General features: G+C 52.7%; 21 protein-coding genes and 1 tRNA gene. 6 read left to right on the forward strand and 16 right to left on the reverse strand.

Going from position 1 to position 21,797, the window contains the following annotated elements; translation table 11 throughout:
• The first annotated feature begins 21 nt into the window (after positions 1 to 21).
• Positions 22 to 237 (forward strand): hypothetical protein, encoded by a 216-nt coding sequence (locus ACR0CG_RS09610; protein WP_480524395.1) that lies wholly within the window; start codon positions 22 to 24, stop codon positions 235 to 237.
• Positions 238 to 247: 10 nt separating this feature from the next.
• On the opposite strand, the gene ACR0CG_RS09615 is transcribed toward ACR0CG_RS09610, so the two are convergent.
• Positions 248 to 466, reverse strand: coding sequence for a hypothetical protein (locus ACR0CG_RS09615; protein ID WP_170614682.1), 219 nt, complete (start codon positions 464 to 466; stop codon positions 248 to 250).
• A 163-nt stretch (positions 467 to 629) separates the two neighbouring features.
• On the opposite strand from ACR0CG_RS09615, the gene ACR0CG_RS09620 reads away from it, so the two are divergent.
• The gene (locus ACR0CG_RS09620) at positions 630 to 899 is read left to right on the forward strand and encodes a DUF2312 domain-containing protein (RefSeq protein WP_170614681.1); all 270 of its coding nucleotides are present in this window, start codon (positions 630 to 632) and stop codon (positions 897 to 899) included.
• Between the two features lie 294 nt (positions 900 to 1,193).
• On the opposite strand, the gene ACR0CG_RS09625 is transcribed toward ACR0CG_RS09620, so the two are convergent.
• Positions 1,194 to 2,069, reverse strand: coding sequence for a hypothetical protein (locus ACR0CG_RS09625; protein WP_480524397.1), 876 nt, complete (start codon positions 2,067 to 2,069; stop codon positions 1,194 to 1,196).
• Between the two features lie 180 nt (positions 2,070 to 2,249).
• Between ACR0CG_RS09625 and ACR0CG_RS09630 the strand changes: the two genes are divergently transcribed.
• A tRNA-Thr gene (locus tag ACR0CG_RS09630) sits at positions 2,250 to 2,325 on the forward strand.
• Between the two features lie 104 nt (positions 2,326 to 2,429).
• On the opposite strand, the gene ACR0CG_RS09635 is transcribed toward ACR0CG_RS09630, so the two are convergent.
• The 8 genes from ACR0CG_RS09635 to ACR0CG_RS09670 form a co-directional block, all read right to left on the reverse strand.
• Positions 2,430 to 2,945 (reverse strand): hypothetical protein, encoded by a 516-nt coding sequence (locus ACR0CG_RS09635; protein ID WP_480524399.1) that lies wholly within the window; start codon positions 2,943 to 2,945, stop codon positions 2,430 to 2,432.
• A gap of 373 nt (positions 2,946 to 3,318) precedes the next feature.
• Complete coding sequence (locus ACR0CG_RS09640; protein WP_480524401.1) at positions 3,319 to 4,908, reverse strand: hypothetical protein; 1,590 nt, start codon at positions 4,906 to 4,908, stop codon at positions 3,319 to 3,321.
• 281 nt (positions 4,909 to 5,189) lie between these two features.
• Entirely contained in the window at positions 5,190 to 5,906 is a 717-nt protein-coding gene (locus tag ACR0CG_RS09645) for a hypothetical protein (protein WP_480524403.1), read from the reverse strand.
• Entirely contained in the window at positions 5,891 to 6,676 is a 786-nt protein-coding gene (locus ACR0CG_RS09650) for a terminase large subunit domain-containing protein (RefSeq protein ID WP_480524405.1), read from the reverse strand. The genes ACR0CG_RS09645 and ACR0CG_RS09650 overlap by 16 nt, the downstream gene beginning before the upstream one ends.
• A complete protein-coding gene (locus tag ACR0CG_RS09655) occupies positions 6,666 to 7,241 on the reverse strand; it encodes a hypothetical protein (RefSeq protein WP_480524407.1) in 576 nt (191 codons plus the stop codon). Before ACR0CG_RS09655 ends, ACR0CG_RS09650 begins: the two co-directional genes overlap by 11 nt.
• 2 nt (positions 7,242 to 7,243) lie before the next feature.
• Complete coding sequence (locus ACR0CG_RS09660) at positions 7,244 to 7,648, reverse strand: hypothetical protein (RefSeq protein WP_480524409.1); 405 nt, start codon at positions 7,646 to 7,648, stop codon at positions 7,244 to 7,246.
• Complete coding sequence (locus ACR0CG_RS09665; protein WP_480524411.1) at positions 7,629 to 8,264, reverse strand: hypothetical protein; 636 nt, start codon at positions 8,262 to 8,264, stop codon at positions 7,629 to 7,631. Before ACR0CG_RS09665 ends, ACR0CG_RS09660 begins: the two co-directional genes overlap by 20 nt.
• Before the next feature lie 401 nt (positions 8,265 to 8,665).
• The gene (locus ACR0CG_RS09670; RefSeq protein WP_480524413.1) at positions 8,666 to 9,748 is read right to left on the reverse strand and encodes a Zn-dependent alcohol dehydrogenase; all 1,083 of its coding nucleotides are present in this window, start codon (positions 9,746 to 9,748) and stop codon (positions 8,666 to 8,668) included.
• 180 nt (positions 9,749 to 9,928) lie between these two features.
• On the opposite strand from ACR0CG_RS09670, the gene ACR0CG_RS09675 reads away from it, so the two are divergent.
• Both ACR0CG_RS09675 and ACR0CG_RS09680 read left to right on the forward strand, forming a co-directional pair.
• A complete protein-coding gene (locus tag ACR0CG_RS09675) occupies positions 9,929 to 10,618 on the forward strand; it encodes a winged helix-turn-helix transcriptional regulator (RefSeq protein WP_480524415.1) in 690 nt (229 codons plus the stop codon).
• Positions 10,619 to 11,200: 582 nt separating this feature from the next.
• A complete protein-coding gene (locus tag ACR0CG_RS09680) occupies positions 11,201 to 12,124 on the forward strand; it encodes a LysR substrate-binding domain-containing protein (RefSeq protein ID WP_480524417.1) in 924 nt (307 codons plus the stop codon).
• 288 nt (positions 12,125 to 12,412) lie between these two features.
• Here ACR0CG_RS09680 and ACR0CG_RS09685 read toward each other — a convergent pair whose 3' ends face one another.
• The 6 genes from ACR0CG_RS09685 to ACR0CG_RS09710 form a co-directional block, all read right to left on the reverse strand.
• Positions 12,413 to 12,679 (reverse strand): hypothetical protein, encoded by a 267-nt coding sequence (locus tag ACR0CG_RS09685; protein WP_480524419.1) that lies wholly within the window; start codon positions 12,677 to 12,679, stop codon positions 12,413 to 12,415.
• 26 nt (positions 12,680 to 12,705) lie between these two features.
• Positions 12,706 to 15,042 (reverse strand): bifunctional DNA primase/polymerase, encoded by a 2,337-nt coding sequence (locus tag ACR0CG_RS09690; protein WP_480524421.1) that lies wholly within the window; start codon positions 15,040 to 15,042, stop codon positions 12,706 to 12,708.
• Positions 15,043 to 15,178: 136 nt separating this feature from the next.
• Entirely contained in the window at positions 15,179 to 15,430 is a 252-nt protein-coding gene (locus ACR0CG_RS09695; RefSeq protein WP_480524423.1) for a helix-turn-helix transcriptional regulator, read from the reverse strand.
• Positions 15,431 to 15,567: 137 nt separating this feature from the next.
• Complete coding sequence (locus ACR0CG_RS09700; protein WP_480524425.1) at positions 15,568 to 16,719, reverse strand: tyrosine-type recombinase/integrase; 1,152 nt, start codon at positions 16,717 to 16,719, stop codon at positions 15,568 to 15,570.
• Positions 16,720 to 17,527: 808 nt separating this feature from the next.
• Positions 17,528 to 20,014, reverse strand: coding sequence for a hybrid sensor histidine kinase/response regulator (locus ACR0CG_RS09705; protein ID WP_480524437.1), 2,487 nt, complete (start codon positions 20,012 to 20,014; stop codon positions 17,528 to 17,530).
• Between the two features lie 99 nt (positions 20,015 to 20,113).
• On the reverse strand, positions 20,114 to 20,593 hold the full coding sequence (locus ACR0CG_RS09710; protein WP_170617483.1) for a molybdopterin-binding protein: 480 nt from the start codon (positions 20,591 to 20,593) through the stop codon (positions 20,114 to 20,116).
• Between the two features lie 135 nt (positions 20,594 to 20,728).
• Here ACR0CG_RS09710 and ACR0CG_RS09715 point away from each other — a divergent pair, with 135 nt between their 5' ends.
• Positions 20,729 to 21,349 (forward strand): response regulator transcription factor, encoded by a 621-nt coding sequence (locus tag ACR0CG_RS09715; RefSeq protein ID WP_170617481.1) that lies wholly within the window; start codon positions 20,729 to 20,731, stop codon positions 21,347 to 21,349.
• Positions 21,350 to 21,797 lie beyond the last annotated feature (448 nt).

The following is a 21,797-nucleotide window of genomic DNA, read 5'->3' on the forward strand; positions in this document are numbered from 1 at the left end:
GCACCATTTGGGAGGATGGAAATGTCGAAACAGAATCTCTACTCAGAAGCTGAACAACTGGAGCGTCAATTGCATGGTGCATGCCTTGAAACACGACTGGCCCTTCAGCCCTCCGTCAGCAAAATGATTGACCGTCTGCATCAGCGGGGGCTGCATGTGCCGTCCCGACTGAAGCGACTGGATGCGTCGCTGTGCGAAGACGCCATGGAAGCGCGCTTCGACAACCTGCCAGTCTGAGCTTAGTTGGTCATCCGAACGAGATACCGAGGATGACCAGCATCAGCCCGATCACCGATAAAAACAATGAGGCGAGGTTCCACGGCAGAACGCTTTGAACAGCCGCGCGCAATTCATCATCCGAAAGGCCGGCCTTGCGCGCCTTCATCACGCGCAGAATGCACCAGACCAGCCCGGCCAGCCCCGCCAGCGAAAGAGCGGCCCCGCTCCATGTGATGAGTTCGAACATGGGTTTCCACATATTGCCTTTTTCTCAAGCTGCGCTTAGCGGATCAGGCCGGATGGCACAAGCCTGGCCCGCTATTGGGTGCTTGCGGCCCGGACGGCACCGATGTATCCGGCATATTGCCCGATGTCACAGCATCAGACCGCAGCCTCTGGGAGAGACGTAAATGGAAGACATGACCGAAGATCAGGCCACCGCCAACTACCGTGTGACGGCGGGCGAATTGCGCCAGTTCATCGAACGATTCGAGCGCCTCGATGCCGAGAAGAAAGACATTGCCGAACAGCAAAAAGAGGTGATGGCAGAAGCCAAAGCGCGCGGCTACGACACCAAGGTCATGCGCAAGGTAATCGCGCTGCGCAAACGGGACAAGGACGACATCGCCGAGGAAGAAGCGGTTCTAGAAATGTACAAAGAAGCTTTGGGTATGAGCTAGGCTCAGAACCACAGGGTACTTTGCTGCCATTCTGCTCGGGTCTTAGGGGGAAGCCCGCGAATTTCGGGCTGTCGCAGCGTTCAGGCGCAGTGTGGGTCTATCAACTCTTTCTTTGGCTTCGCGCGTTGTCAGTTCGTGGCACTCAGTAACAGGCCTTTGGCCGTCCCGATTTTGACCGGCAGGGCAGGTGCATTCATACTCCTGAGGACCTGAAACGCACCTCGCCAAACCCTCACGAAGTTCACCCGCATTGGCGGCGACCCGCACCGGGTGACCGTCACCCTCGGCCGACCATCAGGGTTTCAGAAAGCGAATGCCCGGCATGGATTGAATTCGGGCCAGGTCCTGTTCGTAAAGTTCGGAAAACGCTTCGACTATATCCACACTCCAGCCGGGCAATTCCAACTCCTCTTCAACCTCTTCAGGCGATGCGTGTGTTTCAAAGATCCCGGCCAGTTCCTCACGCAGATCATGTTTGTCGGGCTGAGGGTCCTGACGGATCAGCGCCAGAACCTCGCGCTTGCCGGGTTCCGTCAGCAGGGAGGAGAGGAAGGCATATTCATCCTGCATCACCACATCGTCGTCTAGCCCGGCCATCGCGCGCAGCACATCCCCCCAGATCAGAGGCGTATCCTCGTTGCACCAAAGCGTTATTCCGACGCCGGGTGCGAGATCGCGAATATCTTCTATCGTGCTGAGCCAACTCAGGCAGCTCAGATCGGTGTCCCGGAGGATCTGATCGCGACGGTCTTGCGGAAGTGCCGCCAGGGTTTTCGGAATGAAGCTTGCGGGATTGATCAGCCCGAAAAACAGCTCGACCTGATCATTGGGGAAGGCGTGTTCCAGGATGGCCATGCGTTGCCCGGCCGCAGGATAGAACTGTCCATCCTTTATGGCCTCGACCGGCTCACCGATGAAATCCGGGCTGGTGAATATTGTTCGCTGAGTGTTTTCGTCATCCGGCAGTATTTCCATAAGCCGGACAAGCTCATCAGTGGAAACCGGATGCGATCCTATCGCGTTGAACACAGGCCGAAAAACCTGTCGATAGCGCCGTGGTCCAACCAGAGACACCCCATGCGCAGACAGGATGTTCAAATTCGCCTGCAATGAGTTCAGCAGCCGACCATCGTCCGCAAAAGCTCCGCCTGCGTGAATGACAACCTGCATCTTTCTGTTTCAGCCCTTGCGTCCTCATGGTGCCTTGTCGGGTTACAGCCTGCAGCAACCACAGTCAAATTCGCAACGGGGAACAGTGGCACAGTTATCAAAACGTTCTGGGAAAGATTTCCATGCGGGCAAAATTTGTGGGTTGCAGTCCCTTTCCGGAGAGAGTAATCGGACGCCAGCGCCCCTATAGCTCAGCTGGTAGAGCAACTGATTTGTAATCAGTAGGTCCGCGGTTCGAGTCCGTGTGGGGGCACCATCAAACACATGTAAATCAAGCGGTTAAAGGCCCATTGTTCGACGGGCCTTTGTTTTTGTTGGGTTTTCTGCATCGTCTCTGCGACATCGCGCAGTCGGCGCTGTTCAGAACGGAATCTCATCGTCGCCATCACCTGAACCGAGGCAAGACAAGTCTTCGTCGCTAAGCGCACGCATTTCTATTGGAACGACCGAACCAAGTTTCCGGTTTTTTTCCCGCCCCAAGACCTTGAGGTTCCAAGGAACATGGAGCCCGCAGGCAATGTGTTCGCCAGTGAAGCCGCATTCGCCAACTAGAGGCAACTCGTGGTGAACTTCGTGTGGGATGCCTGTCCATCGTTCTTTTTCGACGGCGCGTTCATACTTGAACTGTATTTGGCGCTCTTGAATCTTCGTCAACCATGGCATGACCGCGTTTTTTGCCCTAGCGCGGCGCATCGCTTGTTTGTGGCGGAGAACAGCGGTGTTTTTTGCCCGGTATTTGGCCTTGCTATTCAGCGTTGCTAGATGGGTCTCCCATTCCCGTTGTTGCTCAACAAATGCGAGCTCAACGTCGAGCTCAGTTTGCAGGTGAGACGCGATGTCGAGCGCGTCCATAGGCCATAGATCAGTAAAATTCATTCCCGAAGTCCTTTCCGAGTTGCGGTGTCGGAATCGGATCAGGAGACCGGCACCATAAGGTGTTTTGGTTTCCTGAAAGGCAATCAGCGATGAGCGGATTGGGGCGCAGTCTCGGAAAAGGTACCGTGCAGCGGACCCGGAGAATGTCACAATCATCAGCCTGAGTCAATTTTTGCTGCGACTTCGTTGTGGCCACCCCTTAGGAGGAGGCTGCTCTATCCGGTTGAAGCGTGGGGCCATTCACACAAGTAAATTGGACTTTTTGAGTTGAACAGATTTTCTCCGGTCAGCATGCGGGGTAGCAAGATACGGACTCCGCCAGCTGTCGTTGTTGCGCCTTTTGTGTCTCATTTGGTCAACTGGATCGAGCGGATTACTCCCCTAACACCTCTCGGCGATAATGAGCGATAAAGCCCTCCGTCTCGTTCACCCACCGAGCCAGTTCAATTTGCGATACAGAATGGTTTTTGTGAACAACACTGTCACGCTTTGAGAGCATGCTTCGCAACTGGGTCTGGTACTTAAGTGCAGTTGTAGAAGACATACTGCCTTTAATGACAAGATGCTCTTTCAACTTTCGCATCGCCTCTCGCGCACCAATAGTTTTGTCGGCGGACTTCTCATCATAGTAGTCGACTCCAACGTCCTCATGGGCCAAAATCGAATACAGATTGAACTCAAGGCTATGAGCAAGTGCGATGACAGCCAGCTTGTAGTTTGAACCCGTGCCGCGCGAAAGAAGTTCCTTTGCGATCAAGAGAAACTCTCTTGAAGTCGAAACCAAGTCGCCCAAAGTGCCCTGTGATCTGCTCGACCCAACATTTTGAAAGTGTTCCAGCACCTTCCGAGTGAAGAAGGCGTCGTCCAAGTAGTCATTTGTCCACGCTCCACTCGGGACTTGGTTGTCCAAAAGAAATTCACGTCCATGTGTGATGTGTGTTGCGTATGTTTCCCCATCACAGTTTTGAAGCGCGTCTACGCAAAGTAATGTAGTCAGAGTGTCGCTTTCGTCAGCTTTTTTGCCTTCAAGCATTCGCCAACCACCATCAGGCATCTGTTCAGAAGCCAACCACTCGCAAGCAGGAACAGCGTGGCTCTCAATCCATTCGTCACGCTTTATGGCGAACAGTGAATTGGCGAAAAGTGCAGTTGCCGGGACCGACGCCTTCGGAGCGTAGTCTAGGAACTTGCCGTTAGGCTCGCTTGGAGAAGTCGGCACCGCCTGCCAGAGCGCGCCATTAGATAGCGTGAATTTTAGCAGTAGTGGTATGATCCGGTCTAGTTCTGGGCGAAACAGCTCGACGAACCTTTCCGAACTCGTCCAAAGCCAAAGTGAGAAGCTGACGCTTAGTACCGTTGGGCTCAGGAATTGTGGCCTCAACTCAAAACTAGCATACTGGCTGTCAAAATGCGCTGTCCAAGAAGAGTGGATTTCGGTTAGGTCGTTGCGGAAGCTCCATTCGAGGTCCTTCACATACTTATCTGTTTGACCGTTGCTCAATCCTAAAGCGATCAAGTAATCCGACATCCGGCTGCACTCGATCGACTGCTGCGATCTTTTGTTCGGCCTTATTTCTCCGTGTCCATCTCGATATTTTCGCACGCGATCAAGTGCATCTGACGGCGGAAATTTTTTCCAAATGACGCTCTCAAATGGCTCCAGATCTCGCTGAAATTCAGTTTCCAACCATGAAGCTGCTTTTGAGGTAGACGGAGGAATATCATCTAACTCTTTAAAAGCAGCATCAATCGCGGCCGCCATTCCTTTCTTAATCTCAGCTATAGCTGACCCAGCGCTTTTAGCTGAACTATTACGCAGCTTTTCTATGAGGGTTTTTTCCACTAAATCGCGTTCCAATAGTCGATCGGCGATATCACCCATCGCTTTCTTAACGGCCTGATCGCGAGACTTTTGGGATGGGAACTGATTCACGTAGAACTCGAGCATCGACAGTTCATTCATGAATGTGTTGTTCGCCCAAAAGGTGGAAATGATCTCTACTACTTCCTGTTGCGGTCTTACTTGCATCCTACTTTCTAACTTTTTGGCGATTTTTTTCGTATACCCGGCCTGATCCAACTGGGCACAAAAATTGCGCTAACCTATGCTCTGCCATTCCGCCGCAAAAGCCGACGGACAGAATGCAGAAATGTTTGCGGTTATTTTCGCCCAATATGTGCACCTTGGTATCGAAGCCGTCGCTCCTATACCAGCGAAACGGTCGTCGATGTCTACCGGGTAGCCTAGTGCCATCCGCGAAGCTTCCACTCCACCAATGCGCAGGTCTGGAGATATTGCGAAGCAAACGAACTCACCACCAGTGAAATGCCCATGTCGCCATGACCCGACGAATTCCGCGACTGAGTGATGATCTGATTGCCCGCTGCCGTCGTCTGCGTCGTGAAGGAGGCAAGGTCTTCTTCGATCTCCCGTCGCAGCGGCAGATCATGTGCGAAGGTCAGTTCACCAGAGGCAAACAGCACAGCCAGGTTTTCCACCATCAATGTCTTACTGGCGTTCACATAGCGGCCCTTGCGGGACCAATCCTGCCCGCCTGTCATCTGGATAGCACTGTGATCCACGCCCTGCTCCCAAAGCATGTCCGACACCACGCGCCCAATGGACGTGCCGTCGATGACGAGTTCGGACTTGCCACCAAATGGCGACGCGTTGCGCAGTTGGACGAGATGGTCGACGACATCCACGTAGGACACGCCGCGAAACCGGTCAGCATAGACAACCGTTCGCTCACGCTGTCCCAACACGACCTTCGATCCATCGGAGATCGGAAGGCGTCGATCCTTGACCACGCAAACAGCAGAGTAGTCATTCGCCTGTCCCAAATCCACGCCAATCCAATATCGCTCGTAGCCTGTCACGCGTGGGATAGCGGGATCCATGTTGGTCTCGTTTACAATGCGCCCGTCCGGCATGTGGATCAGGTTCAAATCCTTGGCCATATCGCACTCTCGCTGCTGGTGGCGTTTTCGATGATGGACAAATCAAAATATGAAAGACCGTCAGCAAGCATCTCGACTTCAACTTCTTGCCGGAAGCGCGTGGCTGACAATTGCGAGCGCAGGCGTTCTACGCGGGCAGCAAGGCGGGGAATGGATGTTCCGGGCACGACGATGCGGTGAACGCCTTCGCGCCTCTCTGTGAACAGCTCTGCGAACATGTTGTGCTTGCCCGCTGGCGTCGAGGCGTAGAATGTCTGGCCGTTGTCCTTGAGCATCGGCAGCAGTGCGACCACGATGTCTTCGCCTCCGTTGTGTCCCGGCAGATAGGCCATCTCATCGACCATGATCAGATCAGCGGTGTACCCGCGAATGGTTGCACCAGACGCAGGCACGGCGATGAAACGCCCGCCGTTTGATGTCTCGATCTCGGACTGCGTCGCCCGCTCTACCACCAAATCGGTGGTGCGCAGGTACATCGCCGCCTTCCGCGTGATCTCACGCGTCTGTCGTTCGGCCGGCGCAAGACAGATCGTCGTGCCGCCGCGCTTCAACTCACGCACGCCGCGCGTCGCCAATACGCAAGATTTGCCAGCCTGTCGGCAGACACGCATGGCAACCGTTGGCGCAGTCGACGTGATTGCCTCCAATTGCCACGGATCAACAACATCGGCGGTCGGCACCTCTTGCCGCAGGAAATGCAGCATTTCCGCACCCGGATCGAGATCGCGCTCCACTTTGGCGCACCAGTCGTGCAGTGCATCAAACGGCATCGCCGACCTCATTCGTTACACTCAGGACGTGGTGGCGCATGTGACGAAGGAGAGGTTCGCGCGCAGCAGGCACCTCCTCACAAACATTTTGCAGAATACCGCGCAGCGTGACCCACTCTTTGCTTTCCGCGAGCGTCACATTCACGGTTAGGTTCTGTGCCAGCTTGCCCTGCACCTGCGCGATGTCACGCAAGACGCGCCGCAATCCTTCCATCGCCGCCAGCGCAAAGCCATCATCCGCGTTCTGCTCCGCCTTGGAGATCAGGCGTTCTACGCGCTTGGCCAAGGACTCATAAGTCATGGCGACATCAAAGCGATCCTGATTGACGATCTCGGTGTCCGCTTCGATCCGCTGGATGCGCTCTTGTGCCAGAATCTCCCGACGCATTTCTTCGGTGATCTTGTCATCCCGATACCGCTGCACTGTCGAGTAGTTGCAGCCGATCCGCCGCGCGATGTCGGACAGGGACCGGCGACTGAGGACAATGTCCTTGATGATCTCATTCCGGTCCGGGCGCATGTCGATGATGGCCCGTCGCCCGGAATTCTTGTTGCCGCCGCGCATTTTCAGGAGACTCCTGAATTCTCGGTTTCAGCGTAAATCGGTGAGGCGTTATCGTCGCGATACCAATCAACGCGCTCTTTGAGGCGCTTCCATTCTTCCTTGGAGACATCGACCAAATGATAATGAACCCGATCTGCGAACTGTTTATCGACGCCCGACTGAATGAGGTCATTGCGCATCTGGCCAAGACCGAGGCCCGCCAGATGGAATTTCATCGCCTGACCAAGAGTGACAACAACCGCGTCTTCAACGCCGCGTGACGGATCAAGCTTAACTACTGGATCTCCCTCGATGATGTAGTGTTGTCCGTCTCGCAGGACGTAACACTCGGTATCCGGCATGATGCCGATTGTGACATGTAGAGCAAACTGTAGGCAGGCTCGGTCTTCAGGTGTTGCCGTCCGCATTGGCCGCCCTTTCCATGAGTTCGAATTTGGTCCGAGCATGCGGTGGCAGATCGTCCAGTGTGCGGAATGTCTTGTAGGTGAAGCCTTCCTGCTCTGCTTGCAGGCGGCGGTGGACGAGGCCATTGCCCTTGTCCATGTCAGCACGGACATAGCGCACGCGTTCGAAGTCATCATCGAAGGTAAATGTCTTGCTTTGGATTGTGTTGGTCTGACCCGTGTTGCGGATCGTCGGATCACCGTCGCCATCATCGATGACCGTCACAGTTGTACCTTCCCTCTGCGCTGCAGCCTTGGCTTCGCGATATTTCACCGGATCGCGCGCATCCTTGCGGGAGATGGCGTGCTTCGGTCGTGTCCCTTTCAGATACCAGTTGCCATTGGCGTCTTGATCGAAGTTTGCAGCCCGCATTTTGCGGTCGTGTTCTTCATCCTCGTAGACAGATGGCACTGCCTGTTGCGCTTTGAGTTGACGCTGCATGTCCTTCTTCTCGTCAAGGATGCGCGTGTTGAAGGTGTGCAGATCGTCGAGACGTTTCGCCTGATCTGAGACGGTGGTGGTGAGTGTTTCGACCTGCTTGATTAGCGTTTGCAGGGCGGCGGTCGTCGCATTGGTCATTGTGTTTTCCTTCTGACTAAATGAGCGCGGCGTCAGGACGACACCGCGCTCATCTGGACAAGTCAGAAAGAGAGCGATGCGCCGCGACGCTCACCAATCAATATAATGGTTATGCGCATGAACTCCGACCGGTAGAATAAGGTAATTATTGATTTTTTAAGGTAGCGAACCTCGGACTAGGAATAGCAAGAAAGATGGTGGCGACGTTCGTATTTTGGCGACCGGTAATTGCCGGAGGCGTTGGAGGTCCGTTTTCATGACGATTGCGGACATCCGACCAAATCGCTCGGATGACGTCTTCAAGCCTAATTTAACGAATGCTGCAGAGCGAACGAATGTCCGCAGTTTCCAGTACGGAAAATTGGCTATGCACCCTTTGTAGCGCCTAGTGGCAAGAGCTATCAGAATTCAATGACCGAACGCATGCCTGTCCCAGCTTTCATGGCTGCAAAGCCTCGGTTGATCTCCTCCAAGGAAATGCGCTCGGATATCCATTCGTCCAATTGGAGGCGGTTTTGAAGGTAGAGTTCGATCAAACGCGGCATGTCTGTCCGAAAGCTGCCGCCGCCCATGAACGACCCCTGCAAGCGCCGTTCATACAGCAGATCGAGGCCATCAACTTCGATGTTCAGGCCATATGGGACCATACCCACAACAGTTGCGGCACCACCTCTGGCAGTCATTCGGAATGCCTGTTCTGCGGTGGCTTTCAAGCCCAGGCACTCGATTGCATGATGAACTCCGCCCGGAGCCAGTGCCAGAACCTGCTCCACAATATCACCATCAGAAGGGTCTATGACATCGGTTGCACCCAATTTGGAAGCCAATTGGCGCTTGTCCGGGTTGGTGTCGATTGCGATGATCTGTCCTGCACCAGAAATCCACGCGCCGTTGACCGCCGCCATTCCAACGCCGCCACATCCGATTACTGCTACGCTTTCACCGGGCTGGAGTCGTGCAGAGTTAGCCACTGCGCCAAACCCTGTGAGAACGCCGCAACCAATTAGAGCAGCTCGGTCCAAAGGCATGTCCTTGCGAATTTTTGCCAGCGCATTTTCGTGCACCAGCATTTGTTCTGCGAATGACGACAGATTTAGGAATTTGTTTAGATGCGGCTTTTTTTCCCAGCTCAGTTCGGTCGAACTTCCCATTTCAGGTCGCACTTCGGGGTTAGAGCAAATCGCCGGTTTGCCGGACAGGCATGTCTCACACGTGCCGCAAAAAACGGCCAAACAGGTAATTACATGGTCGCCAGGCTTCACATACGTGACATCCGGCCCAACGGCTTCGACAACACCAGCTGCCTCGTGACCGGGCACCAGAGGCACCGGATGTGGATACAATCCCTCAATGAAATGTAAATCTGAGTGACACAGCCCTGCATATACTGTTTTGACAAGAACTTCGCGCCCGACAGGCTTTCGGATTGAAATGTTCTCTATGACAAGCTCGGTGTTCGGTTCGTACAGTACCGCGGCTTTCATTCGAAATCTCCCAGTGTCCATGATCTGTCGGCGGCAGTGGTATGCCGCGCGGGGGGCACTCATCAATTTAATCGGGCTCCAGGAGTCCCGCTAGTGTAGAAACTGGATTGTCGCCAGTACAGAAAATGGACTGGATCGGAGTTGGATAGCTGCTTACGCTTCCGAGTTGGAGGTTATGCATTGCCCAATCCAAACAACATGCTGTTCTGCCCTATCAATATGGCCTGCGAGGTTCTGCAACCACGTTGGACCATTCACATCCTGACCGAGATGCGTTGGGGGTCAACACGGTTCAACGATATCCGGCGCGGTATCCCGGGAATATCTCCAACTTTGCTGACAAAGCGATTGAAGACGCTTCAATCGCAGGGGTTGGTGAAACGCGTTGAAAACACTGTTTCCGGAAGCATTGACTATCTCCGAACGGATGCTGCAATTGAGCTTGATCCGATAATCACCGAACTGGGGAAATGGGCGTATCGCAATACGTCGATACAAGACCACACCAGATTAACCAAGCCGTCCGCATTTGTCTGGAATCTCCGCCTTTGCATTGATTCCAGCGCACTGCCTAATCGCCGCGTGGTCATGAAGCTGTCATTCCCCGAACAAGGGGAAGGAGAGAAAGATTTTTGGATTATGAACCGTCCGGGCCAAGATGTAGACGTCTGCTTCCTTGATCCAGGCTTTGACGTCGATCTGTACATCACATCAGAGTTTGAGACGTTGGTATCGGTGTTCTTCGGATACTCGCAAATGTCGCATGAGATCGAAAATGAACACATCAACCTAATCGGCGAAACCGCGTTAGCCAAAACAGTAAATCAGTGGCTCATTCTCAGTTCGTATGCGCGTGAGGCTGTAATCTAAACATTCAAAGTGGACATTGGTGGAGACGCAAAGAATACACCCTTTGACCCGCACAACCGTCATTCGTTCATCGAGCAGCTAAGGTCAGCAATGAGCCCAAAGTCCCTATTGCTGCACCTGATCCGAATGTCTGGCCTTTGACGCCAGCCAAGATACGGTATTGGCGTAACACCATTTGTTGGTTCGCTAAAAAAACAAATCAAATGACGGCGGAGGCATGCTTGTCACTGAAGACAATCACGCAGTGCCTGCCCCGGCGCCATACGGCTCTTTCGCAGGAACACGCGTTAACGTCACGCTCAAACCCTATATCCGCCAGCGTGTGCGGTGCGCTCAGAGCAAGGCGCTCCAGTTCTTTTTTTAGCTGCGTGTCAGACGCTTCTACCCCCGACCCTGGGATTAGCTTTTTGCACGCTTCCCACACATCTGCAACTTTCCGAAGCGACAGAGTATTTTCAACCACACCGACCGACATAGAAATTTCCTCATGTTTTCTGACTTGACTGAGGGATACCGCGAACAGAAACTATTGAGCAAACCAAGCTTTTGCACCCAGAGGATCAGAAAAAATGAGCCTAACATATGGCAAAACTACCACCCCTTAACGCCCTCAGAGCCTTTGAGGCTGCAGCGCGTCACAGTGGTTTTGTGGGTGCGAGCGAAGAGCTCAATGTGACGCGCGGCGCGATCAGTCGGCACGTCAAGCTGCTGGAAGACCATTTGGGCGTACAGCTCTTCGAGCGACTGGCTCAAGGGGTCCGATTGACGCCAGCGGGCACCGCGTTTCTGCCCACTGTATCGGAGGCTTTCAGCATGATCGGGCGCGCGGCGGAAGAAGTTTCCGCAGATGCCAACGAGTTGCGCGTCGTTTGCCCCCCGGGGACGTCAATCAGGTGGTTGCTGCCGAAGTTGGAAGGCTTCAGGGAAGCCCATCCAGAGTTCAATGTACGCCTGACAACGGATTTTTATCCAGATGGCGGCTTCGACCCAATCCAGGCTGATATCGGTTTCTCGATATCCAACCTGTCGAGCCGCTCGCATGATCTTGAGGTGCAGACACTTTTTCCGATTTTACTCACCCCGGCCTGTACGCCGGCCTATCGTCTTAATAAGTCATTAAAATCTCCCGAGGTGCTTGCCGATTGTGAGTTGCTGCACGAAACAAGAAGTCATGCTGACTGGAGAACTTGGGTCGATGCTTTTCAGCCCGTCGGCGTCGACCCGGCTGACGGTCAGGAGTTTCCTAACATTGACATCGCAACCAAAGCGGCGGTCATGGGTATTGGAGTTGCGATGGCCGACCTTGTCCTGTGTCGCGAAGAATTGCAGTCGGGAACGTTGGTTGCCCCGTTTCCGGACAAGGTGTGCAAATCGCCTGACGGTGCCATCTGCCTCCTAGCCGGTCGTCACAAATGGCACTCGCCGAAGGTTTCGGCGTTTCGGTCATGGGCCTACGAGATTGCAGAGGCGGACCGGTCGGCTGCTGAACAACCATTGCATAGTTAGTATCCGTGCGCACCGAAAGCAGTCGTTGAATCGATGGCCTTCAAAGGCGACTTCGTCCGCAGAGCAGCCAATGGTCCCACTTTTGAAAACGCGCGCTCAGATGTGTGAAGCGGACATCGCCACTCAGGGATCAATCACCTATCCGAGCTACCGATTTCAGCCTCGCTACTCTGGATTGTCGCAGAGCTAAAGCGCTCTGCAACGCGTATGTCGGAAAACCTCTTACTGAAGAATCAATTGGTGGACGACTGCGGTTGATCACCTATCAATTGGTCGCGCAAATTCTGCCTAAACAATCGCCTCTGGTTTCAGGTAGGCGGAGAATTCTGGGACAGGCAGGATCGCATGGTGGCGACGGTGCGTGCATGGTGCAGGCGGTTTATCTCGGCGCATCAAGTGGATGACACCGTTTGCACCATGTGCACCATCGTTTTTATGCAAAGCGCGATCCTGACGACCGAGCATGAGCGCCTCCGTACGACGTAAAACGTCCAAACTGATGGTGGCGACGGTGCAGATGGTGTCATTGCCTTGATCGCCAAGCGCATTTCCCACGCACCGTGTCCGCACCGTTTGCACCGTCAACTTTCGACCTCGCGCTCCACGTACCAATATGTCCCGCGACTGTCTTTGTGCATGGTCAGCCGTAATTCGACGCTGCGCCCCGAATTTGCCTCCATGGCGAAGACGCGCCCACGAAACCGCTTGAGAAACGTCGCCATCACTTTGCGCTCATCTTTGAAACCGTAGTCGAAGTCGATGTTGAGAGCAGAGACAAGATCGACCACATCGCCCGCCCTCACCGGTTTTGACCAATCTGTTCGCCGCGTGGCGTTACCATACTCATCGATGTCGCCCGATGGATCGACCTGGCCTCGGTGCGCCCTGTCCATCGCGTGGAACAGTTCGCGCGCGATCTCCTCGTCTGGATCTTCTGGTCTGCGGTCATCCGGCGTTTCAAGAAACCCGCGCACGCCAATGGTTTCGAACAAGCCCGACATCTTCGCGCTCCATGCCTCATAGGACGCCTTGGACGCCATGCCCTCCGGCATGCCCTGATTGACCCAGTATTGGATGATCGTCAGCGCGGAACGGACCTGATCAGCCTGATGATCTCGCACCCATGACTTCAAATCTCTTATACGGAATTGCGAGACGTCCCGATCTTCCGGATTTGCCATTTGCGCGTCCATGCGGATGTCCACCGTGCGCCGATGCAGCTCGCCCGATAGTTCGGTGTTGTTCCCCGATCCCACCCATTGAACCTGCACAGGCACGCGCAGCATGTTGGAGACGCCCAAGATACGCGCTGCATAGACCTCTGCCGTCAACACCGAGGCGAAGGACGGCGAGTTCAAAGTGTCTGCGTTGTCGAAGTAGATGCACCTCAGCCCATCTACGAAACAGGCGGTCAGCGTCTTTTTCATCTCCTCATCAGACTTTGACGGCGTTTGTGCGTCTGGCCACTTCCCGAGCGTCGGATAGAGAGACGTTTCTATGAACAGAGACGCGCCTGTGCCTGCCGCTGGCTTGTTGATGAAGTACAGCGGCGTCGGACCGAACATGTCTCGCATGTACGGTTCCAAGATCATGGCGACGGCATGCACCTTGTCTGATTTGTCCTCGAACGGAAACTGAGAGATCGGCTTCCACAACTGACGTAGCGCGGACCAAACTTCCAATCTGGTCGGCTCTTTCGGAACATCGACGGAAACATGGAGATCGAGAAAGATGCCTGACGCTTCGTCGAAACCATTCTCATTGAGCAGGCGTCCGTCGCCTGTGAACGTCGGAACGATGGAAACCTGCTTTAGCGTCGGGACGGTTACATCGCGGCGGCGCGCCGCCAACATATCCCGCACGACGTTCGCCGGCGCAGACACCGGCTTCCATTTGTCGTCCTTTTGCGCCAACCACGTCGTGCAACGGTTCAGCTCGAACTCAAGCCCGGATGCATCAAGCAGCCCCATGCGCCCATCATCCACACGCGCTAGCGCCTCTCCGTAGGCGTAAACGCCCGGATCGCCATCGACTTGGTATTCGGCCAGTGCGTCCCACGCTTGTTTGGCAACCTCAGCGACTTGCGCTGACACGAAGACAGCCGAGCCTTTACCTCTCGGGTTACGCTGTTTCCATCCCAACCAGATCGCCACTTCCTGCATCCACTCGATTGGGATGCCCATGATTTCCGCCGCCTTGGGAATGCCCGCAACTTTGCGACCGGCTTCAAGGCGTGTCAGAGCACGTCGCGCTTTTGATGCGCGCATTTTGATTTGCTCGTCACCAGTTAGGCGGCAGAGGAAAGTCATGAAGCCGTTGACCTGCTCTTCCGACCAACCTGCGCGGACCATACAGCCTGTCAGCGCAAGTGCGAATTCGTCTCGCGCGCCTTCGCCGGGATAGAAGCGCGACAGAACCGCTATGCCTGCATACATGCCAAAGCAGCGCACGATGCTCTCGGACGACCATTCGCGGGGCATGTCTTTGTTGATCCATTCGAGTTCGTCGCCATCAGGATGCACGCTGTCAGGTATCATTGCCTGATACGCTTCACCGTCGCGCGACGTTCGCAGTTCACACACCGTGAAGGCATGTTCACCCTCAAGGACAGGTGCACCGACTACATGAGGCAGGCGGAATGTGACAGGATTCTCCAGATCACTGCGATAGACATAGTGTGTCGCTTTGCCCAAACGGCCCCACACTAGCGTGTCGTACCGTCCGTCAGTGCATAGATCGCGCATTTCCGGCCAGTCGAGATCGACATCGACCATTCCCGGCTCGATCACGAGACCTATCTGCCGACCGAGATCGGCGGCGGTGTAAGTGTTTTGGCCCCAGCCATTGTCGCGCGGACGTTTCTGCTGATCCACCAATGGCACCAGCTTGTATCCGGCTTTTAGAAGTTCGTTTTTCATCGTTCCGTCTCCAGACGGAGCGCGTTCAAGACCTTAAACTTCGGTGGGCGCGACTACGGCAATCGACTATAATGCGATTGCACATCTCCAAAATCTGCGCAGCCCAATCGGAGCGAAGTCTTGTGCTTCGCTCCGATTATTTCACTTCGTGAGAATTGACCCATTCGATCACCGTGTCCCTGTCGTACAGGATCGACCGCGACGACAGGTGCAGGTACGGTGGTCCTTTGCGGTCGCGCCGCCATTCGTAGAGAATGTCCGGCGATTTTCCGAGGAACGCCGCGCATTGCGACGTGTTCATAAGTTTCGGCGCCGACGCGCATTCGACACGTTCGGCCAGTGTTTTAATTTCGTCGCGCAATGCACGAATTTCGTTGGAGAGATCCATATCAACACCTCCGTATATTCTCTCTCTATTCATGAAGAGACGGGGAGTTGAATTGCTGGCTTGCCCTCACACAGGTTCGCAGCCAGCAAGCGGCCCTGTGATATGCTCTGTCATCCCCGAACGGCGTGTCCGGTTCATCAACTAATGTAGTCAGGTGCTTTGATCTGCTCAACCACGGAACAAGGTACAAGACCGCATTCCTGAATAATGCGCTCGGCGATCATATTGGCGTCGTCATGGTTCGCCGAGCCTTGGTCGTAGATGTCCTGCACATTCTTGGGCGTGTCGCCACGAAGCTCGTCGATTATGTACTCAGGCAAGCGAGCGCGACGCGCTGCGGTTGTGAAAAGTCGACGGCAATCGTGCGGGCGTAATAACTTGCGATCGCCCTCACGGAGCGCGTTGAGATGGTCGATGTAGCCAGCCTTTACCCTTGCCGTGAACACATAACCCTCGCGATGAGGAAGGCATGTCAACGCCTCAGCCACGACGTCTGCGACCGGGAACGTCCGGCTCATGCCGTTCTTCATTGCTGTAAGCGAAATGGTTTTGGCGTCCAAGTCGATCTGATCCCACGCAAGCGAACGGGCATTTCCGGATCGAAAACCGGTCATCAGCATTGTGAACCAAGCAACACGGTGGATGAGTTTCGGTCGCGCCAATATCAGATCAAGGGCAGGCCATTTGATGTTGGGATCGAAGAGAACCTTGTTTGCAGGACGATGCCGTTCCATGACTTTGAGGTCTGCTGATACGTCGAAGCAGCGGCGCAAAGTCGATGCCCGTTTGAATGCCATCCGAATGATCTGTGCAAGATGTATTGCCGTTGATGGCGACTTTCTTTTGATGGCATCTTCCAGCATTGGGAGCGTGATTTTCTCGATAGGCATCGAGAACAAGCCGGAAAGGTGACAGTCGATCTGCCTGCGATACTCGTCTTTGGTGGAAGGCTTGGCCTTTGACCGTGCAACGTGGCTTTCAAATGCATCCATCAACGTGGCGATGCCTGTCGCAGTCGCATCTGTTCCTGATGTTAGTTCATCGATCTTTTCACGCGCGACCTCCATCGCAGCGTCGCCATTTGCAATCTCAGGCCAGCGTCCGACCGTGATCGAACGCGACTTTCCATTAATCCTTTTGGACATGATCCAAGTCTTGGTCCGTGTGCCGACAGCCAGTCTTAGACCTTTCAATGCGTCACCATCATGGCGAAAAAATACTGTCTCACCGTCGCTTGGTTTGATGGCTTGTATCTTTGGACGTGAACGTAAGTTCGCTATGTTTGGCATAATCAGGCCTCTGCAACAGTCTCTGCAAAAAGTGTTCCCGATGTAATACGATCCATTCCGCAAGCGCCCAACCGGTCGCTCGCACAAAACCGCGATTTTACCTTAAATAATAGGCACTTGCCCGATCTATCCCGTTCAACTCCAATTTGATGGTAGGTCTTTGTAATCAGTAGGTCCGCGGTTCGAGTCCGTGTGGGGGCACCAAAACTCCTAATTTATCCAAAATATAACAATAAGTTAATATGTTTTTGCTAATTTTTATCCACCCTACTAGCCACCCTTTTGATGGTTGAGAAATATTTCTCAAGGCCTGCGCGTTTGGACAAAGTGTGAGAGCGCAAGGTTCAAAGAGGCTAAGCCAAAAAACCTACAAATTCATAACTATCATTCTAAGTCACCGAGCGAACCTGTTTTCGATCATACCCTTCACGACGTCAATTGCGTCGGACCAGTTCAGTCTCTGCTCGATCATCATGGCCAAACATCCCCGACTGAACTAATCAATTGTGTTCAGCGTCCGAAAAGCATTTCCGTCCCCGGAGATTTTCTACGAGGCTAATCCTGCAAAGCCTTGCTCCTCCAATTTAGACAGTGCTGTACAAATAGAAAAGCCCGCCGAGCGGAGCCGGCGGGCTTAGAACGATAGCGTTTTTCCAGTGAGTGGTTATCGCTCTAAACTTTGAAATTCACATCCCATTATTTTCGATCTCACGACTTTCTCAACCTACCAATTAGGCTAGACTTGCACACACTTTGCTGGCCTTAAGTATTGCTAGTTCATACAAGGTCCCTACTGTTGTTGGGAAACTTAAAGAGATTGTGGAAACTGTAGCCTATCAACCTGTTCGCGAGTGTCCTTTGTGTCTTTCTTTAGTCTACCAAGGGCGATCTCTAGAGAGGCCACATCAGCCTTCGTGGCAGTTATTCGCGTAGTCTCGATTGATTTTGTCAATGAGCGAAAACCGAACAATGCAGCGGCTCCATTTAGCTTATGCAAGTGGGAGGAAAGCTCACTTCTTTCGCTTAAATCGGTGATCCTCTCATGTTGTAAAAAGAAATCTGACATCTCTTGGAAGAAATCCAAAATAGCTTTTCGCATTTGCTTTGCACCTAAGGTACCACCCAGCTCTTGGAGAATGTTACTGTCGATTAAAGGAGTGCTAGGCTGCCTAGTGTTTGAATATATGGGCTCCCCCAGCAAGACTCTCTTGAGATCACTCAGGCGAATCGGCTTGGTCGTGTAACCGTTCATTCCAACGGCCAAGGCTTTTTTTAGGAGCGCCTCTTCGTTATAAGCAGACAGACCATGAATCCGACAAAATCTATTCACTCCCTTGGAATTCCTGATCATTTTGGTGAGTTCGCATCCGTCAATGTCCGGTAGACCAACGTCCATGAGAATAACGTCAAACCGCATACTTGTTGCCAGTTTGTATGCATCGGCCGCAGAGGTCGCAGAATGGACTCTGTGGCCCAAGCTATTCAACATTTCGCACAAGACTGAATTGTTGACGACGTTGTCTTCGACGACAAGGACGCTTAGTTTTTTGGTGTTGGGCAAGGTGAAATTTGAAGCTGTATGATCGTCTTCAAGCACGTTTTGCGGCTGTTCTTCCACTTTCATCTGAGGAAGCTTGAGAGTGAAATGACTTCCGTGCCCCAAATGCGAATCTACAGTGATATCTCCCCCCATTAACCTTGCAATTCGCCTTGAAATTGAAAGTCCGAGTCCATCTCCTCTAGATAATCGCCCTTTCACCGGTGCACGGGTCACGTAGTCACCGAATATTTCTTCAAGCTGATCCGTAGGAATTCCATCTCCGGTATCTGAAACAGTCAAAACTAAGTTTCGAGCCTGCGGTGCGTCTTCGAACTTCATCTGGACACTGACAATTCCGGTGGAAGTGAACTTGATCGCGTTTCCAACAAGGTTTGTAACAATCTGGCCAAAGCGTACTTCGTCGGCGATGAAAGTACCAAGCAAGCTTGGGTCGAGATCAGAGTCCAGCTTCAGCCCCTTCTCGGCAGCCAATGGTTCAAGAACTGCAACGACTTGAGATACCTTTTCGTGAGGGTTGAACGAAACTGGTGAGAGAACCAAAGCGCCGGATTCTATTCTAGTAATATCAAGGGCTTCGTTAATCTGCTCTAGAAGAACTTCTCCGGATCCCGCAGCCACTTCCAAAAAATGGTTCTGCCTTTCGGTAAGATCTGTGGTTTTGAGTAAGTCCAGAACTCCTAGAATACCAGTTAGTGGAGTCCGCATCTCATGGCTCATGACTTCCAAAAACCGCGATTTTGCGCGATCAGTTCGCTCTGCTCTTTCTTTAGCCTCCAAAAGCGCTTGCTCGTTACGTTTTCTGTCACTTATATCACGTAGATATACTGCGACCAAGTCTCCCGCGGCGTTCGATACCCTTGTGACATTGATTTCAGCAGGAAACTCATCCCCGTTGCGTCGAGTGCCCACTATCTCAACCCGATTTCTTTTAGTGAGCCCTGAGATCAGGTTGGGACCCTTGTTGTCATCAAATCTGCCGCTTTGGTCAAAATGAGCTCCTGGAAGAATTGTGCTCTTGATGTTTTTGCCAAGAACTTCCCCTTTCCTCCAGCCAAATACTCTCTCCGCAGCGCTATTGAACTCTACAATTTCTCCCTTTTCATTGCCGATCACTATGGCATCGAGAGAAGCGGAAACCGTCGATTCCAATCTGCCAGTTGTCTCCCGAAGCGCAAGATCGCGTTCCCTAGAAATCTGCAACGATCTGTACAAAAACAAAAGTACGGCGGCCAACACGAAAACAACCGAAATAGCGACCAAACCAGCGTTTCTTAGTGCAGATGAAAACTTTTGCCGACGAGCCTCCGTTCTTTCTGCTCCGATGGTAATACCCAGCAACGCGAGTTCACGTGCTGCCGGTTGATAGAGAGACGCCAAATCGGCGAGTTCACTAACATTGACCGGTGCATCATAGTTTTGAGTTAGCCGTGTAGCCTCCTCGGCGAACTTTTTTAGTTGTTCCAGCAACTCTGATGCACGGCTATCGCTTTCGATTATGTCTCTTGCGATTCCGTGGCTTACAAGATCAATCCGGCTTAAAGTGATCTGTGTTTGTATTACGGTTCTCAGAGAGTCTGGCCTGTACCGCGAAGCTTCTTCCAGCAAAACGGATCGCAAATTAGCGAATTCAGTATCCAGCTGTAGAACTGTCCATTGGGCATTCTCATTGCCGGCAGTCGCTAAGGCCCGCTGTTCAATCCAAAGGCTTCTTCCCAAGGCAACTACGACTGCCACAAGAACCAAAACAGTCGCGGGAAAGACGAGCCTGGCTAGACCCCCTATCATTCGACCCTCCAAAACAGTTTCTCCAGACAGCCAAGGAACTTTCGTAATTCATTCGAGAAGTTCAATTGTTTGCAGTTGCCAAATTGCACGTGAATAGTTCGACTCAGTCTTGTAGTCGGGCCTATCGTCAAATGGAAACATGACCCAATAAGGTCCTTTTTCGCGAACCGACATGGTTGATCCGTCAACTCGGGTTGCGATAATCGGTACTTCTGCCTCTAGCTCGGCAACAGGTATCTTCACCGAATAATCATTCAAAGCGGACAGTTTAAGCTGTTGAACTTCGGCATCGAGGTATTGAAGCAAGCTGGCAACCGGAACACCGCTGAATTGGTTAACTCCATCTGTCCAGATTGTTGAAGTTGAAAAGGAAACCTGTTTCATTGTGTCTAGATCTTCCAATGAGAGGTTTTTCTGTTCTCCTCCGGCAAATACAACTGTCAACGGAATTTGGTCTTGCGCTCTGACCGTTGAAGAACACACTAAGGCGACAGCAGTAGTGATGCTAAGGAAATTTCTTGAACTCATAGAATTGGCCTCCCTGGAAGCATGATGTTACTGTGGCGTTGTCACTGCTTCGAGCGTCGAACAGCGAATGAATGAACCTAGGTCGATCGTTGCTTGTGGCATAACAGTTTTTTCTCGGGGGCATTCCGTTACTTGATGAGTACCATCTTAATTGCCGATGATCATCAACTGGTTCGCGATACATTGGCCACCTATCTGGCCGAAAAAGCTGGGTTTGAAGTAAAGGTAGCTTCAAGTGCAGAAGAAGCTTATGTTGTGATTTCTGCCTTCAAAAACATCGACCTCGCGATTCTGGACTATCAGATGCCAGGTATGAACGATCTGGAAGGACTGGTTCGACTCAAATCACGTTTTCCAGACCAAAAAACAGCCATTATTTCCGGTGTCGCCTCCCCTGAAGTTGCTGACAGAGCCATTGAACTTGGGGCACTCGCTTTTTTTCCAAAGTCCATGCCAGTGGATTTGATGCTCGACAGTATCAATGAACTAACCGGAGATAGGTCGATCGCGCGCTCAGCAGGCATTCAACAAAAGCAGCCCGGTGCTTTCCCAAAGGACTATGGCCTGACAATTCGGGAACAACAGATTCTTGACATGCTTGCATCCGGCCAATCCAACAAATCGATAGCACAAGACCTGCTACTAAAAGAAGTGACGGTAAAATTTCACGTCACGAACATACTTGGAAAACTTGGAGTGAGTAACAGAACTCAAGCCGCGTTGCTTGCCAAGTCAAGTTCACACTCTCGGGGATAGTAGGCCCAAATAAAAGCAAACGGACTTGATGTTATACTCAACCCAAATTGCAGCCCGCGCAACGATCATTCAGGCGATCAAGTTGCCGGCACTGTCTTGGTTCAACCTAACAAAAATTCTTGCGGCACGTTTGGAATTGTCTAGCTCAGAACAAGGTCAAAAGGCACACTTATGGGTTGGCTAAATGGCCCCAATCAACGGATACTGCCCGGAATCCAGCAAAGAATTAGTCGCTCCACCTAACAAGTAGAGGAGCGACCAGAACAATCTAAAAATCACAACCACTCACAGATTGCTACTTTAGTATAGTAATCGAACGCAGCTGAAGCGAGAAAAAACTCACAGATCGTGCGATTTCAAAAAAAGGACGTCAGACGAATTGAACCATTCTCGGTTGGGCGGGCATAGTAGCAATTGATGGTCCTCCGTTTCCTAAACATAGCGGTGG

It is taken from the genome of Ruegeria sp. AB8 (assembly GCF_056542605.1).

What these genes read in the sequence shown, in the direction of transcription:
- ACR0CG_RS09610 (WP_480524395.1), top strand. Translation starts at nt 22, where the DNA reads ATGTCGAAACAGAATCTCTACTCAGAAGCTGAACAACTGGAGCGTCAA.
- ACR0CG_RS09715 (WP_170617481.1), top strand. Translation starts at nt 20,729, where the DNA reads ATGAGTACCATCTTAATTGCCGATGATCATCAACTGGTTCGCGATACA.
- ACR0CG_RS09660 (WP_480524409.1), bottom strand. Translation starts at nt 7,648, where the DNA reads ATGCGGACGGCAACACCTGAAGACCGAGCCTGCCTACAGTTTGCTCTA.
- ACR0CG_RS09690 (WP_480524421.1), bottom strand. Translation starts at nt 15,042, where the DNA reads ATGAAAAACGAACTTCTAAAAGCCGGATACAAGCTGGTGCCATTGGTG.
- ACR0CG_RS09695 (WP_480524423.1), bottom strand. Translation starts at nt 15,430, where the DNA reads ATGGATCTCTCCAACGAAATTCGTGCATTGCGCGACGAAATTAAAACA.
- ACR0CG_RS09615 (WP_170614682.1), bottom strand. Translation starts at nt 466, where the DNA reads ATGTTCGAACTCATCACATGGAGCGGGGCCGCTCTTTCGCTGGCGGGG.
- ACR0CG_RS09640 (WP_480524401.1), bottom strand. Translation starts at nt 4,908, where the DNA reads ATGAATGAACTGTCGATGCTCGAGTTCTACGTGAATCAGTTCCCATCC.
- ACR0CG_RS09710 (WP_170617483.1), bottom strand. Translation starts at nt 20,593, where the DNA reads ATGAGTTCAAGAAATTTCCTTAGCATCACTACTGCTGTCGCCTTAGTG.
- ACR0CG_RS09620 (WP_170614681.1), top strand. Translation starts at nt 630, where the DNA reads ATGGAAGACATGACCGAAGATCAGGCCACCGCCAACTACCGTGTGACG.
- ACR0CG_RS09670 (WP_480524413.1), bottom strand. Translation starts at nt 9,748, where the DNA reads ATGAAAGCCGCGGTACTGTACGAACCGAACACCGAGCTTGTCATAGAG.
- ACR0CG_RS09700 (WP_480524425.1), bottom strand. Translation starts at nt 16,719, where the DNA reads ATGCCAAACATAGCGAACTTACGTTCACGTCCAAAGATACAAGCCATC.
- ACR0CG_RS09625 (WP_480524397.1), bottom strand. Translation starts at nt 2,069, where the DNA reads ATGCAGGTTGTCATTCACGCAGGCGGAGCTTTTGCGGACGATGGTCGG.
- ACR0CG_RS09680 (WP_480524417.1), top strand. Translation starts at nt 11,201, where the DNA reads ATGGCAAAACTACCACCCCTTAACGCCCTCAGAGCCTTTGAGGCTGCA.
- ACR0CG_RS09655 (WP_480524407.1), bottom strand. Translation starts at nt 7,241, where the DNA reads ATGCGCGGCGGCAACAAGAATTCCGGGCGACGGGCCATCATCGACATG.
- ACR0CG_RS09635 (WP_480524399.1), bottom strand. Translation starts at nt 2,945, where the DNA reads ATGAATTTTACTGATCTATGGCCTATGGACGCGCTCGACATCGCGTCT.
- ACR0CG_RS09665 (WP_480524411.1), bottom strand. Translation starts at nt 8,264, where the DNA reads ATGACCAATGCGACGACCGCCGCCCTGCAAACGCTAATCAAGCAGGTC.
- ACR0CG_RS09650 (WP_480524405.1), bottom strand. Translation starts at nt 6,676, where the DNA reads ATGCCGTTTGATGCACTGCACGACTGGTGCGCCAAAGTGGAGCGCGAT.
- ACR0CG_RS09645 (WP_480524403.1), bottom strand. Translation starts at nt 5,906, where the DNA reads ATGGCCAAGGATTTGAACCTGATCCACATGCCGGACGGGCGCATTGTA.